The following is a 25,446-nucleotide window of genomic DNA, read 5'->3' as shown; positions in this document are numbered from 1 at the left end:
ACGATGGCAACGATTCGTGAGCCGAAGCCGGTGGACAGCACCTGGACGGATGATCAGTGGGAAGCGATTGTAACCGGGGGGAGAAATGTGCTCGTCGCGGCTGCTGCAGGGTCGGGTAAAACGGCCGTACTCGTGGAGCGCATCATTCGAAAAATATCGATGAACACCGATGTCGATCGGTTGCTGGTCGCTACATTTACGAAAGCGGCTGCCGCCGAAATGAAGGATCGGATAAGGCTGGCGCTGGAGAAGAGGCTGTCATCCGACCCGGATAACGAGCATTTGCGCCGACAGCTCGCTCTCATGGGCCGTGCCTCAATTACAACGCTCCACTCCTTTTGTCTCGATGTGATCCGCCGCTATTACCCGCTTATCGGACTTGACCCGGGCTTCCGTATCGCCAATGAAACGGAGAGCGAGCTGATGCGGCTGGATGTGCTGGATGAGTTGTTTGAGCTTCGTTATAGCGGCGAGGCAGAAGGGAGCGGGGACTTCCTGACGCTGGCTGATCGGTATGGCGGGGAACGCGGGGACGAGCCGCTGTACCAACTTGTTCAAGGTCTGTATGACTTCGCACAGAGCCATCCATGGCCTGAGGTATGGCTTAGCCATACGGCGAGCGCCTTTGAGGTAGCATCGCTGGACGAATTGGAGCAAAGCGATTGGATAGCAAGCTTGCGAGGAGATGCTTTGCTTGGACTCCAGGGAGCGCTCGCCCAACTGCGGAAGGCACTTGACCTGTCTCATATGCCGTCTGGTCCTGCGCCCTATGCAAGCGCGCTTGAAGAAGATGTTAGGCTCATTGAGGGGCTGCTGGATACCGTGCAGTCCACTTCATGGCGCCATTGGGCTGTACCGTTCAGAGAGGCGGCATTCGGGAAGCTGAAGGCGCTGCGAGGCGATGACTATGACAAGTCTCTCCAGGAGCAGGTAAAGGAATTGCGGGATCATGCGAAGAAGCTGGTTGGCAGCTTGGCGAATGAGCTATTCGGACGGGATGCCGACCAGTTTCTGACGGAGCTGGCAGCGCTCGCTCCTCTGATGCGAACGCTTTCCGACTTGGTCATTGAATTCGGCAGACGGTACGAAGCGGCCAAGAGGGGGAAGGGATTACTCGACTTCGGCGATCTGGAGCATTATTGTCTTCGCATTTTACGGGATGCTTCGTCCACTCCGGAGCAGATTGTCCCATCTGCTGCAGCACTAGACTATCAAAATCTGTTCGATGAAATTTTGCTCGACGAATATCAAGATACGAATATGGTGCAGGAGGCGATTGTCTCCTTAATCGAGCGTGCCGGCAATGGAAACAGGTTCATGGTAGGAGACGTAAAACAGAGCATCTATCGTTTTCGATTGGCAGAGCCTAATTTGTTTCTGGCCAAATATAAAGCTTACCGCACGCAAGCAGAGGAAGGTCACGATTCTGCATCGTCTATCGGTCAGCGAATCGATCTTGCCCGGAACTTCCGAAGCCGCCGTGAAGTGGTAGAAGGGGTCAATGGCGTGTTTCGCGGCATCATGAGGGAGAACGTCGCAGAGATGGATTACGACGCTAGAGCGGAGCTTGTATGCGGGGCATCCTACCCTGCACCGGTCAAGCCCGGCAGCTGCAGTATACAATTTGCTATTCTGGATCGCGGGACAAGCGGGGGCGACGATGCAGAGCAGGGGGAAGATGAGTCATTCGGAGAAGAGCAGGACGATGCTCAATCGCGAGCAGAGGAACTTGCAGAGCTGAACGTCGCGCAGCTTGAAGCAAGGTGGATCGCAAGTCAGATCAACGATCTTGTAAGCGGCGATTTTGAGGTCTATGACGGCAAGGGTGGCGGATACCGCCCCATGGAGTGGAGAGATATCGTTATTCTGCTGCGTGCCACCAAGCAGTGGTCTCCTATTCTGATTGAGGAGCTGCAGGCCAAAGGAATTCCGGCCTATGCGGAGCTGAGCAGCGGATATTTTGAAGCCACAGAGGTCGAGACTATGCTGTCGATCTTGCGAGTCATCGATAATCCGCATCAGGATATTCCGCTTGCGGCTGCGCTTCGTTCTCCTATTTTTGCAATGACAGCCGAGGAACTTGCTCGCATTCGGATTCAGTCGGCCAATTCAAGCTATTTTGATGCGCTGATTCAGGCTGCTGGCAGTGAGAGCATGGCGGAGAGCATAAGACTCAAGCTGGCACAATTCCTGGATCAGCTGGAGGGTTGGAGATCGGAAGCCAGAGGGGGATCGCTTGCAGACTTGCTATGGCGCATCTATCGGGATACAGGCTATTACGATTTTGTTGGCGGCTTGCCTGGCGGCGTGCAGCGACAGGCGAATTTAAGAGCTCTTCATGACCGTGCCAGGCAGTATGAAGCGACATCGTTCCGAGGGTTGTTCCGGTTTCTGAGGTTCATCGAACGCATGCGGGAGAGCGGCGGCGATCTGGGGACTGCAAGGGCAGCAAGCGAAGGCGAGAATGTCGTCAGAATTATGTCTATTCACAAGAGTAAGGGATTGGAATTTCCGGTGGTCTTCGTCGCAGGCATGGGCAAGCTGTTCAATCAGCAGGATACAAGAACATCATTTTTGAAACATAAGGAGCTTGGCTTCGGTCCTCGTTATGTGGATCCCGATCTTCGAATCAGCTACCCAACATTGCCGTTCCTTGCCATTCGAAAAAAACTTAAAATGGAACTGCTGGCCGAAGAAATGCGAATCTTGTATGTAGCCTTGACCAGACCAAAAGAAAAAATGTTTCTAGTTGGAACGGTAGCCGATTCGGCCAAAGCGATGAATCGCTGGTTAGCCGCGCTGGATGATTCCGGAGAGGTTACGGATTATCATGTGGCCTCCGCCCGCTCTTACTTGGACTGGTTGGGTCCACTTTCTGTACAGCGATTGGCCCTCCAAGAAGAGAAGGACTCGGATTGGAATGAAATGTCGGCTGATGACAGACCTGAACGATGGGAAGCCGGTATTGTACCGGCTATGCTGCTCGGCAGCGAAGCTGCGGCTGGCATGGAAGAAGCAATCGATGAAGACTCTGCTGTTAAACAGCTCAGGGCGGATGCGATTGAATCGCTTGCCTTAATCGAGGAAGTGCCGGAGGATTCAGAGCTTCGAGCCCGACTGGAATGGACGTATCCTTATGTGGCCGCGGAGAGAGTTGCAGCTAAAACCTCCGTAACGGAGATGAAGCGTCTTAACGCTGAACCAATGGGAGATGCCAATAGTCTTGAGACTATTCAAGAAGCGGCTTACGGGCTGACTGAGCCTGTTGAAGCCGAACCAACGGAAGGCGGCAGCAGCTCGGGCGCCTATACGCTTCGGCTGCGCAGGCCGTCCTTTATGGAGGAAAAGTCGCTGACAGCTGCTGAGAAAGGCTCCGTACACCATTTGCTGATGCAGCATGTTCCGGTAACTGGCACCATTGATAAAGGGGTTATTGAAGAAACGCTCTCGGCTATGGTAGTCAAACGTTTATTAACCGAGAGACAGGCTAGCGTTATCGATGTAACGGCCATTCTGGCTTTCTATACCAGTGAGATTGGCCGGCGTCTTGCCTTGGCAGACTGGGTGAGAAGAGAAGTTCCGTTCAGTTGTATGTTTCCCGCTAGCCGCGTCTATGGGAAGAGAGATGCGGGACTGGATGATGAGTCGATTCTTATTCAGGGCGTTATCGATTGCCTGTTCGAGGACAAGAATGGCATTACACTGCTGGATTACAAGACGGATCGCATCTATATGAGCAATTGGGAGCAGGCGGCGGAACGCCACAGGTTTCAGTTGGAGCTTTATGCCGAAGCGACCGAGGCAGTGCTGAAGCGGAAGGTCGATGAGCTTTATTTGTATTTCTTCGACGGTTCAAAGCTTATTAAGCTATAGGAGCAACGCCGTCATGATTAACGATGAATCGGGAGGGAGAATCGTGGAACAGCAACAAAACGTTAAGCGTTCTTGGGCGCTGCCTATTACATTAGTTCTGCTTGTCTTTAGCTCAATGGGCAACATTCTGTTGTATACCAAGCATATCGAACATACGAGAGGCAATACTGTGCAGACCGGGGAGTCGATTTTTCAAGGTTTTAAAGAGGGCCAGGAGCAGCTAGCGCACTGGAGTGCGTATTTGGAAGAGGTACTATCGAGGGCGGAATCGGAGCCGTCGTTAGCCCGCCTGACGGCTGTTCATATGGCAGACGGAGTCGCCAGGGAGCATGCAGGTTTGGCTGTCCTGATGGAGCATGCGGGAATGATCGATTCTGCTAACTTGGGGCAGGCGGCGGATAGCTATGCCGCCTACGAGCAAAAGCTGGAAGGGACGCTTAGAAGCGTCGGTACCGGGAGCGGCGGATTGACGGAGACGGAACGGCAATCGCTGGGCGAAGTGCAGTCCTCCTTTGTGAAACTGACAGAGCTTTTGTCCGCATTTCATTTTGGTATGGAAGGTGACCGCAATTCAATGATTCGCCTAACAGGCGGACATGATTGGATTGATATCGCGGAAGAGCTGCATAAGGAGCTTCGCGAATACACGGGAGCTTAGTAATGATCACCGTTTGTTTAGTAGCCATTAGCCTACCGTTGCATAAGATGGTGTAACAGGAGGCTGATAGCAATGAGCAACGTCAATCCGCACTTGACCCAAAATAAAAGTGTATGTGAGAAGCATATGAATCGTTATGTGGTGATCCAAACAAACGATGGTCAATATCACGATGGAATCGTGGAGAGCGTAGATGACGAAAATGTATATTTGGCAATTCCTCACTGTCCGGGGGATGAAAGAGCGTTTTTCCCTTATGGCGGTTACGGCTACGGAGGGTACTACCCGCGCAGGCGCTTTTACCGCAGAGGATTTCCGCTCGGCGGACTGCTTGCCTTGTCTTTATTGCCATTTTTTATCTAGTTCTAACCGTTTGATTCGCGCCGAACATGGGAAAACCCATGTTCGGCGTTTGAGCATTGGACTAGCGCTCATTTTTTTTGTATGATAGTAGGTAGGAAATGGTGAGGAGGTAGAAGAAGTATGGACTGCATTTTCTGTAAAATCGTTGATGGTGCCATTCCGTCGAAAAAAGTGTTCGAAAACGATCGCGTGTTGGCTTTCCAAGATATTCAGCCAGCGGCTCCCGTACATATATTGATTATCCCGAAGAAACATATTCCAACTATGAATGATGTTGCAGATGAGGATAATGAACTGATCGGAGAGCTATTCGCCGTAGCGCGCCAGATCGCCCAAGAGCAAGGTATCGCGGAGGCGGGTTACCGTCTGGTCAACAACGTGAACGAGGATGGGGGGCAAATCGTCTACCACCTGCATATCCACTTGCTGGGCGGCAAGAAGCTCGGCGCATTAATTGCAACCTAACGGAAGTTGACACTGGGTTTTAGTTTACTTTATAATGAAGTTTGATAAACCGTGTTATAGCTCTGGACGGTCTGTTTCGGAGGGAGGGAAAACTGGTGTCTGAAACTAAAGTTCGCAAAAACGAAACTATTGATGCTGCGCTTCGCCGCTTTAAACGTTCCATCGCTAAAGACGGTGTGCTCGCTGAGGTGAAAAAACGCAAGCATTATGAAAAGCCAAGTGTTAAGCGCAAGAAGAAGTCCGAGGCTGCGCGTAAGAGAAAGTTTTAGGAGGAGCCTTGCATAATGAACCTGAGCGAACGATTGACCGACGATATGAAGCAAGCCATGAAGAGTCAGGACAAGTTCAAGCTGAGCACTATTCGTATGATGCGTGCCGCAGTGAAAAACTTGGAGATTGATTTAAAACGACCCCTGGAAGATAATGAAGTGCTTGATATATTGAGTCGTGAAATCAAAATACGTAAAGATTCCCTCCAAGAATTTAAAAAAGCCGGCCGCGATGATCTGGTAACAGGTCTTGCAGCAGAAATTGAAATTATTAGTCAATACCTTCCCGAGCAGCTGACTGAAGAAGAGATTCAAGAGATAGTAAGGCAGACCATCCATGAACTCGGTGCTTCTTCAAAAGCCGATATGGGGAAAGTGATGGGCGCCCTCATGCCTAAAACAAAGGGACGCGCAGACGGTAAACTAGTAAATCAAGCAGTTATGCAATTTCTGCAATAGCATACGATGCGGACACAAAACACCCCTTCTTTGGGGTGTTTTTTTATATTTGTTGAAACAATACGAACGTTGTTACGTATTACAGGGAATACTAGCACGTAAAAAAAGGAGGACGCCAATGGTAAAACATCGACGAATATGGCTTCGCATGAATAAATTAATGCTTCCTTTGTTGTTAATAGCCTTGATTACGGTTTCCTTAACGTCCATCATGCTGCCTGAAGCGCTCGCTTCATCCAAGGGTACGGCCGCAACAGCGGAAGCAGGACCTGCCGTAGTTGTCATACCTGTGAAGCAGACCGTTGAGCCAAGTCTGCATTCCTTCCTGGAGAGAGCTTTCAAGGAAGCGCAGGAGGCCAGAGCCGAGCATATTGTGCTCGTCGTGAACACGCTGGGTGGTCGCGTGGATAGCGCAAGCAAAATTGGAGAACTCATACGTACGAGTCCAATTCCGACAACCGCTTTTGTAGAGGGCAAGGCCGTGTCGGCCGGTACGTATATTGCGCTCAATGCCAATCACATCGCTATGCAGCCAGGCAGTACGATCGGTGCTGCAGCCGTTGTAGACGGAAGCGGAACGCTCAATGAAGATCCCAAAATCATATCGTTCTGGGTTGAACAGATGACAGAAGCGGCAAAGCTGCAAGGTAGAGATCCCAATATCGCAGCGGCGATGGTGGACAAGTCTGTGACTGTCGATATGACCGATACAATCGGTCGTGTGAAGAAGCAGGGAGATATATTGTCGTTATCCGCGTCTGACGCAGAGAAGGTCGGTTATTCCGATCTCACGGCGAACAAAGTAGAGGACGTTGTGAAATGGCTGGAGCTGGATAATCGTGCCCTGATCGAGATACAGCCATCGATTGCGGAGGAAGTAGCTCGTTTCCTCGTTAGTCCCGTTGTCACAACCATATTGCTTATTTTGGGAATTGCAGGGGTTGCGATTGAACTTCTCGTTCCGGGATTTGGAGCTCCAGGTATCGTAGGATTACTGTCTTTTGGACTATTCTTCTTTGGTTCTTATGTATCGGGCCTGGCGGGTATGGAGTCCGTAGCTCTGTTCATAATTGGGATCATCTTATTGATTATCGAGCTCTTTGTGCCAAGCTTCGGAATACTGGGGTTGCTCGGCAGCACATCACTTATAGCCGCGGTCGTTATGTCGGCGCCTAATCCGAAGAGCGGATTCATATCACTCGGCGTTGCAGTTGCAGCTGCTGCGGTTATCGTAGCATTGTTCGCCAGAACGAATAGAGGCCGCGGCATCTGGAACAAATTTATATTGAGAGACAAGCTGAGTACGGAAGATGGTTATTTGTCTGCCGACGACCGTAACACGCTGATAGGTGAGAAAGGAGTAGCGTTGACAACGCTGCGTCCCTCAGGAACGGTACAGATTGGAGAAAGCCGGGTTGACGTCGTTACGACGGGTGAATTCATTGAGGCAGGAAAACCTGTTGTAGTGACTAAGGCGGAAGGTACGTGGATTGTTGTAAAAGAAGTTAAAAGTGAGTAATATACACCCCCTGCTGTAAAGGGGAAATGGAGGTTATCGATATGTTTGGATTAGAACCCGTTGTATCGTTTATGATTATTGCCGTATTGATTATTATTTTGCTTTCGGTATTTCTAAGCTTTTTCCCGGTTATGCTCTGGATATCCGCGCTTGCGTCCGGTGTTCGCATAAGCATTATTACACTGGTTGCCATGAGATTGCGTAGGGTCGTTCCGAGCCGAATCGTCAACCCGCTTATTAAAGCGACCAAAGCCGGCCTTGGACTTAACATTAACCAGTTGGAAAGTCACTTTCTCGCAGGGGGTAATGTTGACCGAGTCGTCAATGCGCTAATTGCTGCTCAACGTGCTAATATTCCGCTGCAATTCGAGCGTGCGGCTGCCATTGATCTTGCAGGTCGAGATGTATTGCAAGCCGTACAGATGAGCGTTAATCCGCGTGTCATCGAGACGCCTGTTGTTGCGGCAGTCGCCAAAGACGGTATTGAAGTTAAAGTAAAAGCTCGCGTAACCGTACGTGCCAACATCGACCGCCTCGTCGGCGGTGCGGGTGAGGAAACGATTATTGCCCGTGTCGGCGAAGGTATCGTTACAACGGTTGGTTCATCCAACTCGCACAAAGATGTATTGGAAAATCCGGACCTTATCTCGCGTACAGTGCTTGGCAAGGGCCTTGATGCAGGTACGGCATTTGAAATTTTGTCCATCGATATCGCGGACATAGACGTAGGCAAAAACATTGGCGCTCACTTGCAAACAGAACAGGCCGAAGCCGACAAAAAAATCGCTCAGGCGAAAGCCGAAGAGCGCAGAGCGATGGCTGTTGCGCAGGAGCAAGAAAACAAAGCCAAAGTTGTCGAGATGGAAGCAAGAGTGGTGGAGTCCGAATCTCAGGTGCCGCTTGCCATGGCTGAAGCGCTCAAGAGCGGCAAGCTTGGCGTGATGGACTATATGAACATGAAAAACATTGAGGCGGATACGAAAATGAGGTCCTCCATTGGCGAGACGGATGGTCCGACCGACGACAAAGACGGACGTTAAAGCTGCCGATAGTGTCGCCCGAGCTTCCTCGGGCGAGACTGTCACATGGAGGTGACGCTTAATGGATATCATCGAATTTTTGACGAAGTATTTTTATTTTATATTGATTGCATTGTTTTTTGTGGCGAGAATGTTCAGTAACTCTGGAAATAAACGTAAACCACCCCAAACCATGCCGACTTTCGGCGGCGACCCGTCTCAGGACGGCAACCAGGAGGGGCAGCCTGACTTCCAGCAGGCTCAGCCCGCGGTGGTGCAGACACGTCCAGAGAGTGTCTACCGTACACGTATGAACGCACAGGATGGCCAGAGCGACGATAGCTTCCCTGGCTCCTATCCGTTAGTAGGTATCGATGATCGGTCTCGTAGCGCTGATTATGGATCGTCTGGGGGGCGACGGGGCCGGGCGTCGGCTCAGAGAAGTACAGACAACCGATCCGAAAGCGAGACGATAGCCAATCCTGGAGCTGGTTTGACCAAAAGCGATCTTCGAAAAGCATTTATATGGTCAGAGGTGCTTGGCGCGCCAAAAGCTAGGCGGCCATACCGCAGACCATAAACCAAAGAAGTCCTCCCCCAGTCGCAGACGACTGATGGAGGACTTCTTCTGTTATAAGACTACCTAAACGAAAACCGAAGATGGCGGTGCCAGAGCAACCCTCTGAGCATCGCCATCTTTTTTTGAAAGGGAGTCGATTAGCAGAACCGTCCATCAAGTGAATGATTTAGTTTTAGGACAGGTCCCCAGGTCCGCCGCGTTAGCAGCTTAAACCCACTGCCTCCCCGTTTTTCTTGAAGACCACATATTCGAGCTGCTCTTAGCATAATTTGGTATAGCACATCTATAACGTCATAGCTGTGCTTTCGACGTTCTGCAACCATCAAATGCTTACGATGCGAGGTTTGCTCCGCAAACCTAAGATTATGCTTACGATGCGAGGTTTGCTCCGCAAACCTTTGAGGAGGGCTCATTCATCCCATGCGACATCTAAAAAGAAAATTTCATAAGCTGACGGCCGAGCTGCTCGATATGCCTCAGGATGTCGTATATGACCTTCCACGGCTTACGATGATTGGTGATCGGCAGCTATATATTGAGAATCACCGGGGAGTTGTCCATTTCTCCAGCGAGCGGTTAAGACTTGCCTTAAGCAAAGGACAGTTAGAGGTTACCGGAAGCGCTTTAGTCATTCGTACAATCTGGACAGAAGAAGTGTTCATCGAAGGCGAAATTTCCAATATACAGTTGCTTCCATAATGAATAGGGGGAGAACGGAGTGAAAGAAAAAGGGGTTTCATGGTTGAAGGGTGTCGTTGTTGTAGAAGCGCGAGGCGGTTCGCCCGAGGATCTTGTTAATAAGGCGATAGGGGGCGGGCTCGGCCTGTCTGCCATTCGTTGGACAAGCAAAGGTTTGCTGCAATTTGAACTATCCGTTGGAGACTTTTTTCGTCTTCGTCCGTATTTAAAGGAGACAGGCTGTCGGGTGCATGTGACGGAGCGGAGAGGATTGCCGTTTTGGCTCGTGAAAGCAGAGAAACGAATAGCGTTCGCCGGAGGGCTAGTGCTGTTTTTTGCTATTATTTTTATGCTTTCCTCGCTCGTTTGGAGTGTTGACGTTGATGGCAACGTAAAGCTGTCGGAGGAGCAAATATTGCAGGCGGCGAAGCAAGAAGGGCTCTACCCGATGCAATGGTCCTTCCGGCTGCAGGATACGGACGTCATTTCCAAAAAACTAGTCAACTCGCTTCCGGGTACGACGTGGGTCGGTGTTGAGAAGAAGGGAACAAAGGTCCGGATTCAAGTAGTCGAGATGACGCTGCCGGAGACGCCGTCGCTTCAAAATCCTCGGCATTTGGTCGCTTCCGCCGATGGTGTCGTTACCCAAATCATTGCAGAGGCGGGCAAAGCTGTCGTTCGGAAAAACACGCGCGTCAAAAAGGGACAAACATTGATTTCCGGCTTGATCGGATCAGAGGCGAATTCCAAGGTGGTCGTAGCCAAAGGAATCGTACGCGGGCTTGTATGGTACGAATTCAAGGTTGAAGTCCCGCTCACCCAGCAGGTCAAAGTGTATACGGGCGAGAAAAAAACAAAGTGGTACGCAGTGCTGGGCTCCAGAGCGCTTCAGGTGAGCGGTTTTGGAAAGGAAGAATTCGGACAATCAGAGACGCTAACGAAGGAAGAGCGGATTTCATGGAGGCAATGGTCGTTGCCGATTGGCCGGATGAAAGAAACGGTGATGGAGACGGAGCTCCAGGAGCGATCGCTCACCGTTGAGGAAGCGAAAAGCGTCGGATTGCTGCAGGCGAAAGCGGATGTCCTTGAAAAAGCGGGGCGTGATGCTGTCGTCGTTGATGAAATTGTTTTGCATGAAGAGGCTGACAATGGTAAAGTTTATATGAAAGTTCTTTTTGAAGTGGAGCAATCATTAGTCACAGAAATGCCATTAGTCCAGATGCAGGGAGACTGAGTATTGTTGCAAAATGAATGGTCTACAGTAAAAGTTCCGCTTGAGAATGCTGCTGAAGGTTTAGCGCTTTTCGGGCCGCAGGATAAGTTTTTGAGATTAGTGCAAGAAAGCGTTGAATCGACAATTGCTACGCGCGAAGCGGAGATTGTCATAACCGGTCCGGATAAGGAAAGGGACTCGCTGGAACAATTGTACCGCGTTCTGCTGCAGCTTGTTCGCGGCGGCTACAACCCGACGGAGCGCGATATTGCATACGCGCTGGAGCTGGCACGGACGATGCAGGCAGAAGAACTGCTGGACCTCTTCAAGAAAGAGGTCGCGTCGACCTTCCGCGGCAAAAAAATAATGGTCAAAACGATTGGTCAACGCCATTATGTAAAGACGATCCGCAAGAAAGATATCGTATTCGGCATAGGTCCTGCTGGTACGGGCAAAACCTACCTCGCTGTTGTACTGGCAGTCGTTGCTCTGAAGGAAGGGGCAGTCAAGCGTATCGTATTGACGCGTCCTGCGGTTGAAGCGGGCGAGAATCTAGGGTTTTTGCCAGGAGATCTGCAAGAGAAGGTAGACCCTTATCTGAGACCTCTCTATGATGCGCTCCATGACGTGCTGGGTCCAGATCAGACGGTGAAAGCGATGGAACGGGGTTTGATTGAAATTGCTCCTCTGGCTTATATGCGCGGCAGAACGCTCGAAGATTCATTCATTATTCTGGATGAAGCTCAGAACACGACGCCGGAGCAGATGAAGATGTTTCTAACGCGTCTTGGCTTCGGCTCCAAAATGGTCATTACCGGCGACGTGACGCAAATTGACTTGCCGAGGGGCAAGACATCCGGTCTCATCGAAGCTCAGCGCATTTTGAAAAACATTGAAGAGATTGGGCTGATCTTTTTTACGGAAGGCGATGTTGTGCGTCACTCCTTGGTGCAGAAGATTATTATGGCGTATGATGTGCATGCCGAGAATAAATCCTAGAGAGGATGGATAGCCGCATGAACCAGAACGGGACAAGCAAGCAGGCGACCGTAAAAACAGCCAAGATACAAGGCTGGAGACAAAGTCCTGCCGTCAGATGGACGCTCATGGCTATGTTCGTGCTGCTATTCTATATTAGTCTTGCGCCGCATGTCATACCGGAGACATACGATATTGCAGAAGGTTCGGTCAGTGAGAAGGATATTAAGGCCCCGTTTCAAATCAGGGATGATAAGGCCACCCGGCAGGCGGAGGAAGAGGCGGCCAACCGGATCGAGGATAGCTACAAAATCGTTCCGATGAAAAACGAATTTCTTGTAGAGCAGATATTATTCCGGATCGAGCAGCTTAATATGGACGATCAGGTTACAAACCAGAACAAAATCGATATTTACCGTACTGAAATTCCCGGTCGCTATACCGAGCATATCGATACATTTGTGAAAATGAACATAGGAAAAGGTACATATTCCGATACGCTGCTGGAGGAAATGTCCAGAGTCGCCAAGGAACAAAAGTATGTCATTCCGGAAGAGACGTTCTACAAGATGCCGCAGCTGACGATGGAACAGTTGAACGATATGCGCAAGGTTGCTATGAACATCGTGAAGAAACTGACAATTGAGCAGCTCAGGGAAGCAGAGACAGCCCGGACTCAAGTAGCGGAACTGGTCAACGCGAGCTCGTTGTCCAACCGGACAGCGAGGGAAATTGTTCAGGAGCTGGCGCGGTTCACGATTATGCCGAACAAGTTTCTGGATAAGGAAGCGACCGAAGAAGCGCGTGTGCTAGCGAAGCAGAATACGCCGCCGGTCGTCATCAAGGAAGGCGACATATTCGTAAAACGAGGACAGACGATCACGCCGGAGCTGTACAAGCTGTTGTCGGATTCCAACTTGCTGCAGGACAAGAAACATTATTGGCCGCAGATGGGATTGCTTATTCTTTCCTTCATGTTTATAATCGCCATCTACGTGTATCTGCATCAATCGGGCGGAATTAACGGATTAAAGCCGCGTTACGGCAATGCCCAATTGCTTATGTTATGGTTAATTTATCTGATCAATACGATTACGATTCAGATTATGGGCTTTACACAGACTGATACTGCCTCGTATGTAGGTTTTTTGGCGCCAGCCGCGTTAGGAGCGATGCTCATTACGCTTCTGCTGGATATGCATTTGGCGATCATCAGCTCCTTTATATTTGCAATCATGGGCAGCATCATTCTGAATACGCACTCCAGTCAACTCTTTGATTTCAGATACGGATTTTTCATTATGGTCGTATCTTTGGCAGCCGTATTCGCCATTCATCGCGCCAGCCAGCGATCGGCCATATTGAAGGCTGGCATTATGGTCAGCTTGTTCGGATCGATTGCTGTTTTGGCTATGCTGTTAATGTCAGAGCAGCTTGACCGCATGCCTTTAATCTATTCCGTTTCTTTTGCATTTGCCAGCGGATTGCTGACAGCAGTTCTCGTCATTGGTCTTATGCCATTTTTTGAAGTTACGTTCGGTATTCTGTCTGCGCTTAAGCTGGTGGAGCTGTCGAACCCGAACCATCCCTTGCTTCGCAAGCTCCTGACGGAGACGCCTGGCACTTACCACCATAGCGTGATGGTTGGCAATTTGGCGGAGGCTGCGGCCGAAACGATCGGCGCTGACGGATTGTTATGCAGAGTGGGCTCGTATTATCATGATATAGGGAAGACCAAACGTCCGAATTATTTCATCGAGAATCAGAGCAACATGGAAAATCCGCATGATACGATTGATCCAAAGCTAAGCAAATCGATTATCGTTGCTCATGCCAGGGACGGATCAGAGATGCTGAAGGCGCATAATATACCGAAGCCAATTCGGGATATTGCCGAGCAGCATCATGGGACAACCTCATTAAAGTACTTCTACCACAAAGCGCTTAAGCAAGCGGAGGAGCAGGGCATCGAGCCGAATTTTACGGAGAATGACTTCCGTTATCCGGGTCCTAAAGCGCAATCCAAGGAAGCCGCCATTGTCGGCATTGCAGACTGCATCGAGGCCGCGGTCCGAAGCTTGCGCAATCCAACGGTAGAGCATGTCGAAGCGATGATTAACAAAATTATAAAGAGCAGATTGGATGACAATCAATATAATGAATGCGACCTAACGCTGAAAGAATTGGACAAGGTTGCTCAGTCCTTGAAGGAGAGTATTATCGGGATATTCCATTCCCGAATTGAATATCCGGATGACGCGAAGGCGAAGGAGGGGACGAATTAACATGAATTTACAACTCGATTACAGCAATGAGCAAGATAAAATCGACATTCCGGAGGAATGGAGCGGCATTCTTACTGAACTGCTGCAGCTTGCTGGTGAAGCAGAAGGAATGACGGAAGGTGAAGTAACGCTAACGTTTATCGATGATGAGGGCATTCATGCCCTAAATCGTGATTATAGGGGTATTGACCGTCCGACGGACGTGCTTTCCTTTGCGATGCAGGATGACGGTACGGAAGAGCTGGATATTATCTTCGAAGTAGAAAGCGAAGATGAACCGGACCCAATCTCGGGTATGCTGGGCGATATTATTATTTCTGTGGAGCGTGCAGTAGCGCAAAGCGAGGAATACGGCCATTCATTGGAGCGGGAGATTGGTTTTCTGTTTGTACACGGATTTCTTCATCTGATCGGATACGATCATCAGGATGATGAATCTGAGGCTGTCATGACGGCTAAGCAAGAGGCTGTCCTGCAGAGGGCGGGTTTGACCAGGTAATGGGCAAGTTCTTGAGAAGCGTGGCCGTAGCGTTATCAGGAATCCGCTTTGCCATACGAACTCAGCGTCATATGCAAATTCACTGTGTTGCTGCTATTCTGGTCATTGGACTGGGATTGATGCTCTCCTTAAGCTTTGTGGAGTGGGCGATTCTAGTATTCGCTGTTGCTCTTGTGATTAGTCTAGAGCTGGTAAATACGGCGATTGAGCAAGCGGTAGACCTTGCAAGCCCCGAGCGCCATCCCATTGCCAAGGCAGCCAAAGATACGGCTGCCGGTGCCGTGCTTGCAGCAACGTTTGGTGCGATAGCTATCGGTGTTATTATTATCGGGCCGCCCTTGTGGCGGCTGTTGTTCGCTTTATAAGAGGGGAGAATAGGAATGGAATATAAGGGTCTATCGGAATCTTATACAACATTAATGCGCGCCGCCAGTGAAGTTATGCGGCGCGCTTATGTGCCTTATTCAGGATTTCAGGTTGGCGCGGCTTTGCTGGATAGGGACGGCCATATACACGAAGGCTGCAATGTCGAGAACGCCGCTTACGGACCGACCAACTGTGCTGAGAGAACCGCCTTGTTCCGGGCCATTGCCGACGGGAAGCAAGCGGGGACGTTTCAAGCTATTGCGGTTATCGGGGATACGGAAGGACCTATATCGCCTTGCGGCATTTGCCGTCAAGTTTTGATTGAGCTGTGTCAACCGGACATGCCAGTTATTATGGGAAATAGAAGGGGCGACTGGACGATCGCTACGGTATCAGAGCTATTGCCAGGGGCGTTTACGCCATCATCGCTTCACAAGGAGGAACATAAGGATCAATGAATCAACCAACGAATAAAGAGCAAGGCGGAGGTAAGTTCCGCTCCGGGTTTGTCGCTATTATCGGAAGACCTAATGTAGGCAAGTCGACGCTTATGAACCATCTGATCGGACAGAAGATTGCGATTATGTCCGACAAGCCGCAAACAACGCGGAACAAAATTCATGGCGTCTATACAACGGATGATATTCAAATCGTATTTTTGGATACGCCAGGTATTCATAAGCCACAGTCCAAGCTAGGCAACTATATGATGCAGACCGCAGAAAGCGCTTTGAGAGAAGTGGAAGCCGCATTATTCCTGGTCGACGCGTCTGAAGGAATTGGCGGAGGCGATCGATTCATTATCGAGCAGCTTAAAAAAGTTAAAACGCCGGTGTTTTTGGTCATGAACAAAATCGACAAGGTAGGTCCTGAACAGCTGCTGCCTATGATTACTCAATATAATGAGCTGTACGAGTTTGCTGAGATCGTACCGATCTCAGCCTTGAACGGCAACAACGTAAGTACGCTGCTGGAGCAGATCAGCCGCTACTTGCCTGAAGGCCCGCAGTATTATCCAGCGGATCAAATTACGGATCATCCGGAGCAATTCGTGTGCGCGGAGCTGATTCGGGAGAAGATTCTTCATATGTCGAGAGAGGAGATTCCTCACTCCATAGCAGTAACCATTGAAGATATGCGTGTACAAGAAAACGGAGTTGTTTATATCGGCGCTGTTATATTTGTAGAGCGGGATTCGCAGAAGGGCATAATTATCGGAAAGCGCGGCGAATTCCTGAAGGAAGTAGGCAAACAAGCTCGTAAGGATATAGAGGCGTTGCTGGGCTCCCGGACATTCCTGGAATTATGGGTGAAAGTGAAGAAGGATTGGCGCAACCAGGATCGCGTGCTGAAGGATCTCGGCTTCCGTAACGACTGACGTTTTTTGCTAAGGATACAGGACCGCCAACTATCACATCCTATAATGGTCTGGAACAGTTTCCGAGGCGAAAGGGATGAATACGAATGCGAGATTTTTCGTGGAAGTATTTTACGTTGACCGGGGATGTCGAATCCTTCATGCTTTATAAGGAAATGGATCAGTACGGATCGTCAGTCCATCCCCATGCTTTGGAAGGTTATGAGGAAGAGCTGGGATTGGGTGAGGAACCGGAATAAGCACGTGGCAGCTTAGGCGGTCATTGGAGGCTCGTTTCATGGGGGAGACGACTACATGCTTCATCGGGTAGAAGGAATTGTAATCCGCAGCATGGATTATGGGGAAAGCAACAAGATTGTTACATTGCTGACGAAGACGAACGGCAAGGCCGGCGTGCTGGTCAGGGGAGCCAAAAAAGTGAAGAGTCGTCATTCTTCTCTGGCGCAGCCCTTCACCTATGGTGAATATCAATACTTCCGAAGCCAAGGCCTCGGCACGCTTAATCATGGTGAGATTATTGAATCTCACCATGATTTGCGTATGCAATTGGATCTATCTGCTTATGCATCGTACGCAGCGGAGCTGACTGACCGTATCTTACATGACGACGAGCCGACCGTGTTTCACTTTGAGCAATTGAAGGCCTGTCTGTCTGCGCTGGATGAGGGGAAGGATCCGCAAATCGTTATTCATTTGTATGAGATGAGAATTCTAACGCTTGCCGGTTATGCGCCGGAGTTGGAGGAATGTATATCCTGCGGCAACCGGGTTGGACCTTTCCGGTTATCGGCTCAAGGCGGCGGCATACTGTGCGGGCGATGCGTCAATCGCGATCCGTCTGCTCCAGTGTTGGGCGAGGGTGCCTATAAGCTGCTCCGTTTGTTCAAAGGACTGGACATGCGCAGACTAGGCTCCATTGCAGTAAAGCCGGAGACAAAGCAGGAGTTGAAGCGGGTCATGCGTCTTCTCATGGACATCCAGCTTGGCTTGCAGCTGAAATCTCGAAATTTCCTGGATCAGCTCGATAAATTAGTTTGACTTTTGACATCGAGATGAATAGAATATAACATTATGAATAGTGGACAATGATGGAGAAAGTAGTTGTGAGTAGTCGACAAATTCAGCGAATCGGGAATAGTGGGAGCCCGGTTGGACGTTCATGACGAAAGGCGCTCCGGAGTCCTAGCGAACAAAAGCGGGTTGTCTTGCGCGAGCAGGATAGCCAAGTAGGGTGGAACCGCGGGAATCAACTCTCGTCCCTACGTCTGTGAGCAGACGTAGAGGCCGGGAGTTTTTTGTATGCCGCAGCCGATACATAGTTGCTCAAGTGTCCTTTGAGGGGACGCAATTTTCATGAAAAAGGAGTCGAGCGGAATGAATTTTCAAGGTATGATTTTGACGCTTCAGCAGTTTTGGGCAGAACAGAATTGTATATTAGTCCAGCCTTATGACGTAGAGAAAGGCGCGGGCACGATGAATCCAATGACCTTCCTGAGGTCTATTGGTCCCGAGCCGTGGAATGTAGCTTATGTGGAGCCGTCCCGCCGTCCGGCTGACGGGCGTTACGGCGAAAACCCGAACCGTCTCTATCAGCATCATCAATTTCAGGTGATTCTGAAGCCGTCCCCGGACAACATTCAGGAGCTTTATCTGGAGAGCTTGAAACGTCTGGGTATTGATGCGAAGGATCATGATATCCGCTTTGTTGAAGACAACTGGGAATCGCCTACACTTGGCGCGTGGGGATTAGGCTGGGAAGTCTGGCTCGACGGTATGGAAATTACGCAATTCACTTATTTCCAGCAAGTAGGCGGCATTGACGCAAATCCGGTTGCTGTAGAAATTACGTATGGTATGGAGCGCCTTGCTTCTTACATTCAAGAGAAAGAAAATGTATTCGATCTGGAATGGGTGAACGGTGTCACGTACGGTGACGTATTCCTGCAACCAGAATTCGAGCATTCCAAATACACGTTCGAAACTTCGGATACAGCGATGTTGTTCACGTTGTTCAACATGTACGAGGAAGAAGCGAAGAAAACAATGGAGCATCACTTGGTGTTCCCGGCATACGATTATGTGCTGAAATGCTCCCATACGTTCAACCTGCTGGATGCGCGCGGCGCAATCAGCGTAACGGAGAGAACAGGTTATATTACAAGAGTCCGGAACCTGGCAAGACAATGCGCTGCAACCTATCTGGAAGAGCGCGAGCGTCTTGGATTCCCACTGCTGAAGAAAGGAGCGGAATAACATGGCTAAAGACTTATTGCTAGAAATCGGATTGGAAGAGGTGCCGGCACGATTCGTGCGCGCCGCTATGAATCAACTGAAAGACAAGACCGAGAAGTGGCTGGCGGACTCCCGCATTCAGCACGGTGAGGTTGAGGTATTCGCTACGCCCAGAAGGCTTGCGGTGCTAGTAAGAGAAGTGGCTGAGAAGCAATCAGACAGCAATGAAGAAGCGAAAGGCCCTTCTCGTAAAATCGCGCAAGACGAAGCTGGCAACTGGAGCAAAGCAGCGCTTGGCTTTGCCAGAAGCCAAGGCGTTGATCCGGAACAGTTCTACTTCCAGGAACTAGCAGGCGTAGAGTATGTCTATGCTCGAAAAAGCAGTATTGGCGCTGAGACATCCGGCTTGCTGCCAGAAGGTTTAAGCCAGCTCATAACATCCATGTCTTTCCCGAAAAACATGCGTTGGGGCAACAATGAGCTTCGGTTCGTTCGTCCGATTCGCTGGATGGTCGCTTTGTTCGGAGAAGATGTTATACCGTTTGAGATTACCGGCGTAGCTACAGGCCATACTTCACGCGGTCATCGCTTCCTCGGAGAAGATGCTGTTATTGGGGAGCCTGGCCAATACCGTGAAGCGCTGCGTCAGCAGCAAGTCATTGTAGACGTAAAGGAACGCGAAGCTCTTATTCTTAAACAGCTTGACGAATTGAAGACGGAGAAGGGCTGGACCATTGCAGTCAAGGAGGATCTGCTGGAAGAAGTATTGTTCCTGGTGGAATATCCGAATGCTCTGTTCGGCACATTCGATCCTTCGTTCCTTCAAATCCCGCAAGAAGTACTTGTTACGTCGATGCGTGAGCATCAGCGCTACTTCCCGGTTCTGGATGAGCAGGGCAAGCTGCTTCCTTATTTCGTTACGGTGCGCAACGGCGATCTCCGCTCTATCGAGCTAGTTGCGAAAGGCAATGAAAAGGTACTGCGAGCTAGGTTGTCCGATGCAAAGTTCTTCTATGAGGAAGATCATAAGCTGTCCATAGAGCGTGCCAACGGCAAGCTGGAATCGATCGTATATCATGAGGAGCTTGGTACGGTTGCCGACAAGGTACGCCGCATTACGGCTGTCTCGGAGACGATCGCGAGCAAACTTGATATTGATCAATCGGCTGCGGTTCATATCTCCCGCGCAGCAGCGGTATGCAAGTTCGATCTTGTGTCCCAAATGGTGTATGAATTCCCAGAGCTGCAAGGCATCATGGGCGAAGATTACGCGCGCAAGCTTGGCGAGAGCGAGCAAGTAGCCAAGGCTATTAATGAGCATTATCAACCGAGATACTCCGGTGATGCGGTTCCATCCGAAATGACGGGTGCAATTGTCAGCCTTGCGGATAAAATCGATACGATCGTTGGCTGCTTCTCAATCGGCATTATTCCAACAGGCTCACAGGATCCATACGCTCTGCGCAGACAGGCTGCGGGCATCGTCAATATTTTGCTGGCGTTCGATTTTAAGCTTCAACTCTCCGAGCTGTATGACATTGCGCTAGATGTGCATAAGCAAAGAGGATTGAAACGTTCCGAAGCCGATGTACGTAAAGAATTAAACGATTTCTTCGCGCTGCGGGTTAAAAACTGGCTGACGGAGCAGGGCTACCGTTACGATATTGTAGATGCTGTAATGACAGCAGGTATCGACGACCTGGTTCAGACAGCCAATCGCGCATCCGCTGTTGCCGCTTGGACGACTGAAGAAGCGAAAGCCGACTTCAAACTGATCGTTGAGCAATTCAACCGGGTAAGCAACCTTGCATCCAAAGCAGCAAGTGTATCCGTTGATCCGTCCCTGTTCGCCGAAAGCGCAGAGGGTAACTTGTATGATGCTTGGATGGGTCAGAAAGAGACTTTCCAGGAAGCAATCAGCAACCGGAAAGTGGATGAAGCTCTCCAATCGCTGGCTTCGCTGAAGCCTGTAATTCAAGCTTACTTCGACAGTGTAATGGTTATGGCACAGGATGAGAAGGTTCGTGACAATCGCTTGGCGACACTGAGGGGCATTGCTGGCGATATCGCGGCCGTTGCCGATTTCTCCAAGCTGGTTTGGTAGTTTGGCGACACCTATTACCAAAGGGAAGGATGAAGGAAGATGACGGAAGCAAGTCTTAGGCCGGAAGTTATCGTCTATGTCGTATCCGATGCGGCGGGCGATACCGGAGAGCTGGTCGTGCGAGCCGCAATCGCACAATTCCATCCCATCCATGCGGAGATTCGAAGAACCCCTTTCATTACGGACGAATCAGCCCTGCAACGCATAACAGAGCAAGCAAAGCTTGCGCAGGCGATCGTCCTCTATACGCTGGTGATGCCGCAGCTTCGGGAGGGCATGAAGAGGCTGGCGGAAGAAAGCGGCATTGCCGCGATTGATTTGCTCGGTCCGTTTATTGAGACGCTTGAGCAGCGGACAGGCAAAAAGTCCAGACAAGAGCCTGGCCTAAACCATGTGCTTGATGCCGATTACTTCCGCAAGGTAGAAGCGGTGGAGTTTGCAGTCAAATATGATGATGCCAGAGATACGTCCGGCGTACTAAAGGCGGATATCGTATTGGTAGGGGTGTCAAGAACGTCGAAGACGCCGTTGTCGATGTACCTTGCTCACCAGAAATATAAGGTCGCAAACGTCCCGCTTGTTCCGGAGCTGAAGCCGCCCGACGAACTATTCAAGCTGCCTAAGCAAAAAATTGTTGGACTTACGATTAATACTTCCTATTTGAACGTTATACGGAAGGAACGACTGAAGGCGCTGGGCTTGCCGAATACGGCGGCCTATGCAACGACAGACCGGATTGAGAAGGAGCTCCAATATGCGGAAGATATTATGAGCAAGCTTGGATGTGTTGTTATTGACGTCTCGCACCGAGCCGTCGAGGAGACAGCCAGCCTCATTATGGAATATATTCGCAGCCAGTAGCACAGTGGTGTCAGCAGGATTTTTCCCCACAGCTGCCGTATATAATAAGGATAGGCAGGCAACATGCAGATTGAGCGGTGATCTATGACAGTCAAAGAAAAACCGACAATAGTAGTAGACGCAGACGCTTGCCCGGTCAAGTCTGAAATAACCGCTGTGGCAAGAGCCTTTGACATTCCGGTTTGGATGGTCGCTTCGCACGATCATCGGATGGAGCCAGGCCCGGGCATTAAGGTGGTACAAGTCGACCGGAGCAGCCAGTCTGTTGATCTGTATATTGTGAACCATGTCTCGGCTGGAGATATTGTCGTCACACAGGACTTTGGACTTGCCTGTATGGTCCTTGGCAAAGGAACCATTGTCCTGTCGCCCCGAGGGGAACAATATACAAATGAAAACATCGACTATTTGATGGAACGCAGACATGAAAGCGCCAAATGGAGACGCGGCGGAGGCCGCACGAAGGGGCCGAGGGCGATGTCTCAAGAGGATCGAGATGCGTTTCAACAAAAGTTGACAAAACTTTTGATAATCGAGCAGGAGAACCATGACGTTTAGCGAATATTATTTAGGACCTACTAAAGTCTATAGCGTTCTCTTGCTGGATGAAGGTGTGATGAACGATGACATACGGTAAAATACCGGAGGAAGTCATAGACGCGGTTCGCAAGCGTCATGACATCGTGGAAACGGTCGGGAAATACGTTCATCTTACGAAGCAGGGCAAATACATGAAGGGGTTATGTCCGTTTCATTCGGAGAAAACCCCTTCATTCACCGTTACGCCGGAGTTGCAGATTTTTCATTGCTACGGCTGCGGCAAAAGCGGCAATGTCATTCGGTTCGTTGAGGAGATCGAGAGCTACTCTTTCCCTGAGGCGGTCCGGATACTTGCGGAGGAAGCGGACATTCCCGTTACTTGGATCTCTGAGAGCGGCAGAGCACAGACCCAGGATCCGAATCGGCAAAAAATCGTAGAAGCGCATGAGCTGGCCATCAAATTTTATCATTACCTGCTGAACAACACGAAGCAGGGCGACCGGGCCAAGCAATATTTGCGTGATCGAGGCATGTCGGATCGGCTGATAGATCACTTTATGATCGGGTTTGCGCCTGATGAGTGGGACGTGCTAACCCGTTTTCTCACGGGCAGAGGCTTCGACCCCGCGTTAATGGAGAAGGGCGGATTGTTATCGGCGAAAAATGACGGCAGCGGTTATGTTGACCGATTCCGAGGACGGATTATGTTTCCGGTATGGGATGGCAACGGCAAAGCAACGGCTTTTGCTGCACGTATCATTAACGACGGTTCGCCGAAGTATCTCAATTCTCCCGAGACGATGCTGTTCACGAAAAGCAAAACGCTGTACAACTTGCACTATGCGAAACCCGCTGTTCGGAAAAGCAAGCAAGTTGTCGTGTTTGAAGGCTACATGGATGTCATTAAGTCATGGAGCGCGGGCGTCAAAAATGGCGTCGCGACGATGGGGACGGCATTAACGGAAGAGCATTGCTCCATTTTGAGGCGACATGCCGAGGAGGTTTTGCTTTGCTACGACGGCGACGACGCTGGACAGGCGGCCGCTTACAAGTCCATTCCGATGCTTGAGGCGGCTGGACTGAAGGTAGAGATAGCACTATTGCCGAAGGGCAAGGATCCGGATGAATATATAGGTGAATACGGACCGGAAGCTTATATGCGTGATATCGTGGACGAGCCTGTCTCCGTTACAAAATTTAAGCTTATATATTCAAGGAAAAACCATATACTGCTAAAAGAAGAGGGTCGAAAAAACTATCTGATGGAAGCGGTAGAAATTGTGGCCGGGCTTGACTCCTCTACAGAGCGCGAAGTGTATTTGAAGGAATTATCCCGGGAGTTCGATATTTCGCTGGATGCGCTCAAGCAAGATTGCCACAGCATTCGGATGGAACAGCAAAAAAAGAAACCCCCAGGGGATAATAACGACAATTCGTGGAATAATGGTAGGAATGAAAAGCGCCGTACGTCTAGGACGCCTAAGCTTCTGCCAGCTTACACATACGCTGAGCGGCGCTTGCTGCATGTTATGATGCGCGATCGTGATGTAGCTGGAGCCGTACATGACCGGATTGGCGATTCCTTTAATGTAGAGGATCACGCAGCGCTTGCTGCTTATTTATACGCTTATTATGCGGGTGGCTATGAACCGGATGCTGCTCGATTTATCGAGTCCCTGCATGATGATCGGCTGGAGGAGACAGCTTCTTCCATTCTTATGATGGACGGAGACTTCCCCTTCGACGAGACAGTAATGGATGCTTATATCGAGACGGTGCTGAAAGTTCCGAAGCTCCGTGAGATAGACGGCAAGAAGGAAGAGATGGTACGCGCCGAGCGTGCTGGCGATGCCTTGATGGCAGCGCGATTAGGTCTTGAGATTATAACCCTAGAGAGACAGCTTAAAGGTTGACTTCATGATTGCTTCTAGGGAGGAGGGAGTCGGAAATGGCGAACGATCAACATACTGAATTAGATACTGAACAAAAGCTGGACCACGTCAAGGATCAGCTGATTGAGGTTGGCAAAAAGAGATCCTCCTTAACGTATAAAGAAATTATGGAGAAGTTGTCTCCCTTTGATCAAGACCCAGAGCAGATTGACGAATTTTTCGAACAGCTTGACGACTTGGGCATTGAAGTATTGAACGAAAACGATGAGGAAAATCCACTTCGGGCTGCTAGCGAGGAAGGTGAGCGCGAACGCGAAGGAGACGACTTCAACTTTGATGACGATCTGGCTCTTCCGCCGGGGATTAAGATTAACGATCCGGTACGGATGTATTTGAAGGAAATTGGCCGGGTACCGCTCTTGTCCGCCGACGATGAGATTGAATTGGCTATCCGGATCGAGAACGGCGACGAAGAAGCGAAGCGCAGACTGGCTGAGGCGAACCTGCGTCTCGTTGTCAGTATTGCCAAGCGTTATGTAGGTAGAGGCATGTTGTTTCTTGATCTTATTCAAGAAGGAAACATGGGTCTAATTAAAGCCGTTGAGAAATTCGATCACCAAAAAGGGTTCAAATTCAGTACGTACGCGACATGGTGGATCAGGCAGGCTATTACTCGTGCCATTGCTGACCAAGCGCGCACGATTCGTATACCTGTGCATATGGTCGAAACCATCAATAAACTGATCCGCGTATCCAGACAGCTTCTTCAAGAGCTGGGGCGCGAACCGACACCGGAAGAAATTGCGGTGGAGATGGAGCTTAGCACGGAAAAAGTTCGGGAAATTATGAAGATTGCACAAGAGCCGGTATCGCTGGAGACACCAATCGGTGAAGAAGACGATTCGCATTTGGGCGATTTTATCGAGGATCAAGAGGCGCTTGCTCCTGCTGACGCAGCTGCGTATGAGCTTCTGAAGGAGCAGCTTGAGGATGTGCTGGATACGTTGACCGAACGCGAGGAGAACGTTCTCCGTCTTCGATTCGGACTGGACGACGGCCGTACCCGTACTTTGGAGGAAGTTGGCAAAGTGTTCGGCGTTACGCGCGAGCGGATCAGACAGATCGAAGCAAAAGCGCTTCGCAAGCTTCGCCATCCTAGCCGTAGCAAACGATTAAAAGATTTCCTTGAATAAAAGTTCTAATGACCTTTCTGCT

The 25,446-nt window shown here is 50.1% G+C and carries 25 protein-coding genes; all 25 read left to right on the top strand.

Annotation, left to right across the window (positions count from 1 at the left end; genetic code table 11):
• Window positions 1–3: 3 nt before the first annotated feature.
• The 25 genes from addA to rpoD all read left to right on the top strand — a co-directional run bounded on the left by addA (window position 4) and on the right by rpoD (window position 25,424).
• On the top strand, window positions 4–3,873 hold the full coding sequence (addA, locus tag DX130_RS10575; protein WP_116045005.1) for a helicase-exonuclease AddAB subunit AddA: 3,870 nt from the start codon (window positions 4–6) through the stop codon (window positions 3,871–3,873).
• A gap of 13 nt (window positions 3,874–3,886) precedes the next feature.
• Window positions 3,887–4,531 (top strand): hypothetical protein, encoded by a 645-nt coding sequence (locus tag DX130_RS10570; RefSeq protein WP_116045003.1) that lies wholly within the window; start codon window positions 3,887–3,889, stop codon window positions 4,529–4,531.
• Between the two features lie 72 nt (window positions 4,532–4,603).
• The gene (locus tag DX130_RS10565) at window positions 4,604–4,894 is read left to right on the top strand and encodes a hypothetical protein (protein ID WP_116045002.1); all 291 of its coding nucleotides are present in this window, start codon (window positions 4,604–4,606) and stop codon (window positions 4,892–4,894) included.
• A 120-nt stretch (window positions 4,895–5,014) separates the two neighbouring features.
• Window positions 5,015–5,359 (top strand): histidine triad nucleotide-binding protein, encoded by a 345-nt coding sequence (locus tag DX130_RS10560; protein WP_116045000.1) that lies wholly within the window; start codon window positions 5,015–5,017, stop codon window positions 5,357–5,359.
• Window positions 5,360–5,454: 95 nt separating this feature from the next.
• Window positions 5,455–5,628, top strand: a complete 174-nt coding sequence (gene rpsU / locus DX130_RS10555; protein WP_005547957.1) for a 30S ribosomal protein S21 — start codon at window positions 5,455–5,457, stop codon at window positions 5,626–5,628.
• A gap of 15 nt (window positions 5,629–5,643) precedes the next feature.
• Window positions 5,644–6,087: a GatB/YqeY domain-containing protein gene (locus DX130_RS10550; RefSeq protein ID WP_116044998.1), complete on the top strand. Its 444-nt coding sequence runs from the start codon at window positions 5,644–5,646 to the stop codon at window positions 6,085–6,087.
• A gap of 118 nt (window positions 6,088–6,205) precedes the next feature.
• On the top strand, window positions 6,206–7,606 hold the full coding sequence (locus tag DX130_RS10545) for an NfeD family protein (protein ID WP_240644387.1): 1,401 nt from the start codon (window positions 6,206–6,208) through the stop codon (window positions 7,604–7,606).
• Between the two features lie 41 nt (window positions 7,607–7,647).
• Complete coding sequence (gene floA, locus DX130_RS10540) at window positions 7,648–8,646, top strand: flotillin-like protein FloA (protein ID WP_165861220.1); 999 nt, start codon at window positions 7,648–7,650, stop codon at window positions 8,644–8,646.
• A gap of 61 nt (window positions 8,647–8,707) precedes the next feature.
• Entirely contained in the window at window positions 8,708–9,205 is a 498-nt protein-coding gene (locus DX130_RS10535) for a hypothetical protein (RefSeq protein ID WP_116044996.1), read from the top strand.
• Window positions 9,206–9,625: 420 nt separating this feature from the next.
• Complete coding sequence (gene yqfC, locus DX130_RS10530; RefSeq protein ID WP_116044995.1) at window positions 9,626–9,904, top strand: sporulation protein YqfC; 279 nt, start codon at window positions 9,626–9,628, stop codon at window positions 9,902–9,904.
• A gap of 19 nt (window positions 9,905–9,923) precedes the next feature.
• Complete coding sequence (yqfD, locus tag DX130_RS10525; protein ID WP_116044993.1) at window positions 9,924–11,117, top strand: sporulation protein YqfD; 1,194 nt, start codon at window positions 9,924–9,926, stop codon at window positions 11,115–11,117.
• Window positions 11,118–11,123: 6 nt separating this feature from the next.
• Window positions 11,124–12,095 carry a PhoH family protein gene (locus DX130_RS10520; RefSeq protein WP_116045894.1) on the top strand — a complete coding sequence of 324 codons (972 nt, stop codon included), beginning with the start codon at window positions 11,124–11,126 and terminating at the stop codon, window positions 12,093–12,095.
• Window positions 12,096–12,112: 17 nt separating this feature from the next.
• Window positions 12,113–14,359 carry an HD family phosphohydrolase gene (locus DX130_RS10515; protein WP_116044991.1) on the top strand — a complete coding sequence of 749 codons (2,247 nt, stop codon included), beginning with the start codon at window positions 12,113–12,115 and terminating at the stop codon, window positions 14,357–14,359.
• Window position 14,360: 1 nt separating this feature from the next.
• On the top strand, window positions 14,361–14,858 hold the full coding sequence (gene ybeY, locus DX130_RS10510; RefSeq protein ID WP_116044990.1) for an rRNA maturation RNase YbeY: 498 nt from the start codon (window positions 14,361–14,363) through the stop codon (window positions 14,856–14,858).
• The gene (locus tag DX130_RS10505) at window positions 14,858–15,223 is read left to right on the top strand and encodes a diacylglycerol kinase family protein (RefSeq protein ID WP_116044988.1); all 366 of its coding nucleotides are present in this window, start codon (window positions 14,858–14,860) and stop codon (window positions 15,221–15,223) included. The genes ybeY and DX130_RS10505 overlap by 1 nt, the downstream gene beginning before the upstream one ends.
• Window positions 15,224–15,238: 15 nt before the next feature.
• Window positions 15,239–15,682 (top strand): cytidine deaminase, encoded by a 444-nt coding sequence (locus tag DX130_RS10500; RefSeq protein WP_116044986.1) that lies wholly within the window; start codon window positions 15,239–15,241, stop codon window positions 15,680–15,682.
• Entirely contained in the window at window positions 15,679–16,602 is a 924-nt protein-coding gene (gene era, locus DX130_RS10495; RefSeq protein ID WP_116044984.1) for a GTPase Era, read from the top strand. The genes DX130_RS10500 and era overlap by 4 nt, the downstream gene beginning before the upstream one ends.
• A gap of 86 nt (window positions 16,603–16,688) precedes the next feature.
• Window positions 16,689–16,841: a YqzL family protein gene (locus tag DX130_RS10490; RefSeq protein WP_116044982.1), complete on the top strand. Its 153-nt coding sequence runs from the start codon at window positions 16,689–16,691 to the stop codon at window positions 16,839–16,841.
• A gap of 55 nt (window positions 16,842–16,896) precedes the next feature.
• Window positions 16,897–17,640, top strand: coding sequence for a DNA repair protein RecO (recO, locus tag DX130_RS10485; RefSeq protein WP_116044981.1), 744 nt, complete (start codon window positions 16,897–16,899; stop codon window positions 17,638–17,640).
• A gap of 336 nt (window positions 17,641–17,976) precedes the next feature.
• Window positions 17,977–18,855, top strand: a complete 879-nt coding sequence (gene glyQ / locus DX130_RS10480; protein WP_116045893.1) for a glycine--tRNA ligase subunit alpha — start codon at window positions 17,977–17,979, stop codon at window positions 18,853–18,855.
• 1 nt (window position 18,856) lies between these two features.
• The gene (gene glyS / locus DX130_RS10475) at window positions 18,857–20,938 is read left to right on the top strand and encodes a glycine--tRNA ligase subunit beta (RefSeq protein ID WP_116044979.1); all 2,082 of its coding nucleotides are present in this window, start codon (window positions 18,857–18,859) and stop codon (window positions 20,936–20,938) included.
• Between the two features lie 39 nt (window positions 20,939–20,977).
• Entirely contained in the window at window positions 20,978–21,799 is an 822-nt protein-coding gene (locus DX130_RS10470; protein WP_116044977.1) for a pyruvate, water dikinase regulatory protein, read from the top strand.
• An 84-nt stretch (window positions 21,800–21,883) separates the two neighbouring features.
• A complete protein-coding gene (locus DX130_RS10465) occupies window positions 21,884–22,357 on the top strand; it encodes a YaiI/YqxD family protein (RefSeq protein ID WP_116044976.1) in 474 nt (157 codons plus the stop codon).
• A 65-nt stretch (window positions 22,358–22,422) separates the two neighbouring features.
• Window positions 22,423–24,252 (top strand): DNA primase, encoded by a 1,830-nt coding sequence (gene dnaG / locus DX130_RS10460; RefSeq protein ID WP_116044974.1) that lies wholly within the window; start codon window positions 22,423–22,425, stop codon window positions 24,250–24,252.
• A 35-nt stretch (window positions 24,253–24,287) separates the two neighbouring features.
• On the top strand, window positions 24,288–25,424 hold the full coding sequence (gene rpoD, locus DX130_RS10455) for an RNA polymerase sigma factor RpoD (RefSeq protein ID WP_116044972.1): 1,137 nt from the start codon (window positions 24,288–24,290) through the stop codon (window positions 25,422–25,424).
• The last annotated feature ends 22 nt before the right edge of the window (window positions 25,425–25,446 follow it).

Origin of the sequence: Paenibacillus paeoniae, from assembly GCF_003388735.1 — a bacterium.
Lineage (GTDB): Bacteria > Bacillota > Bacilli > Paenibacillales > Paenibacillaceae > Pristimantibacillus > Pristimantibacillus paeoniae.
Note: the sequence above shows the minus strand (reverse complement) of the source record. Positions and strands in the feature narration are given on the sequence as shown.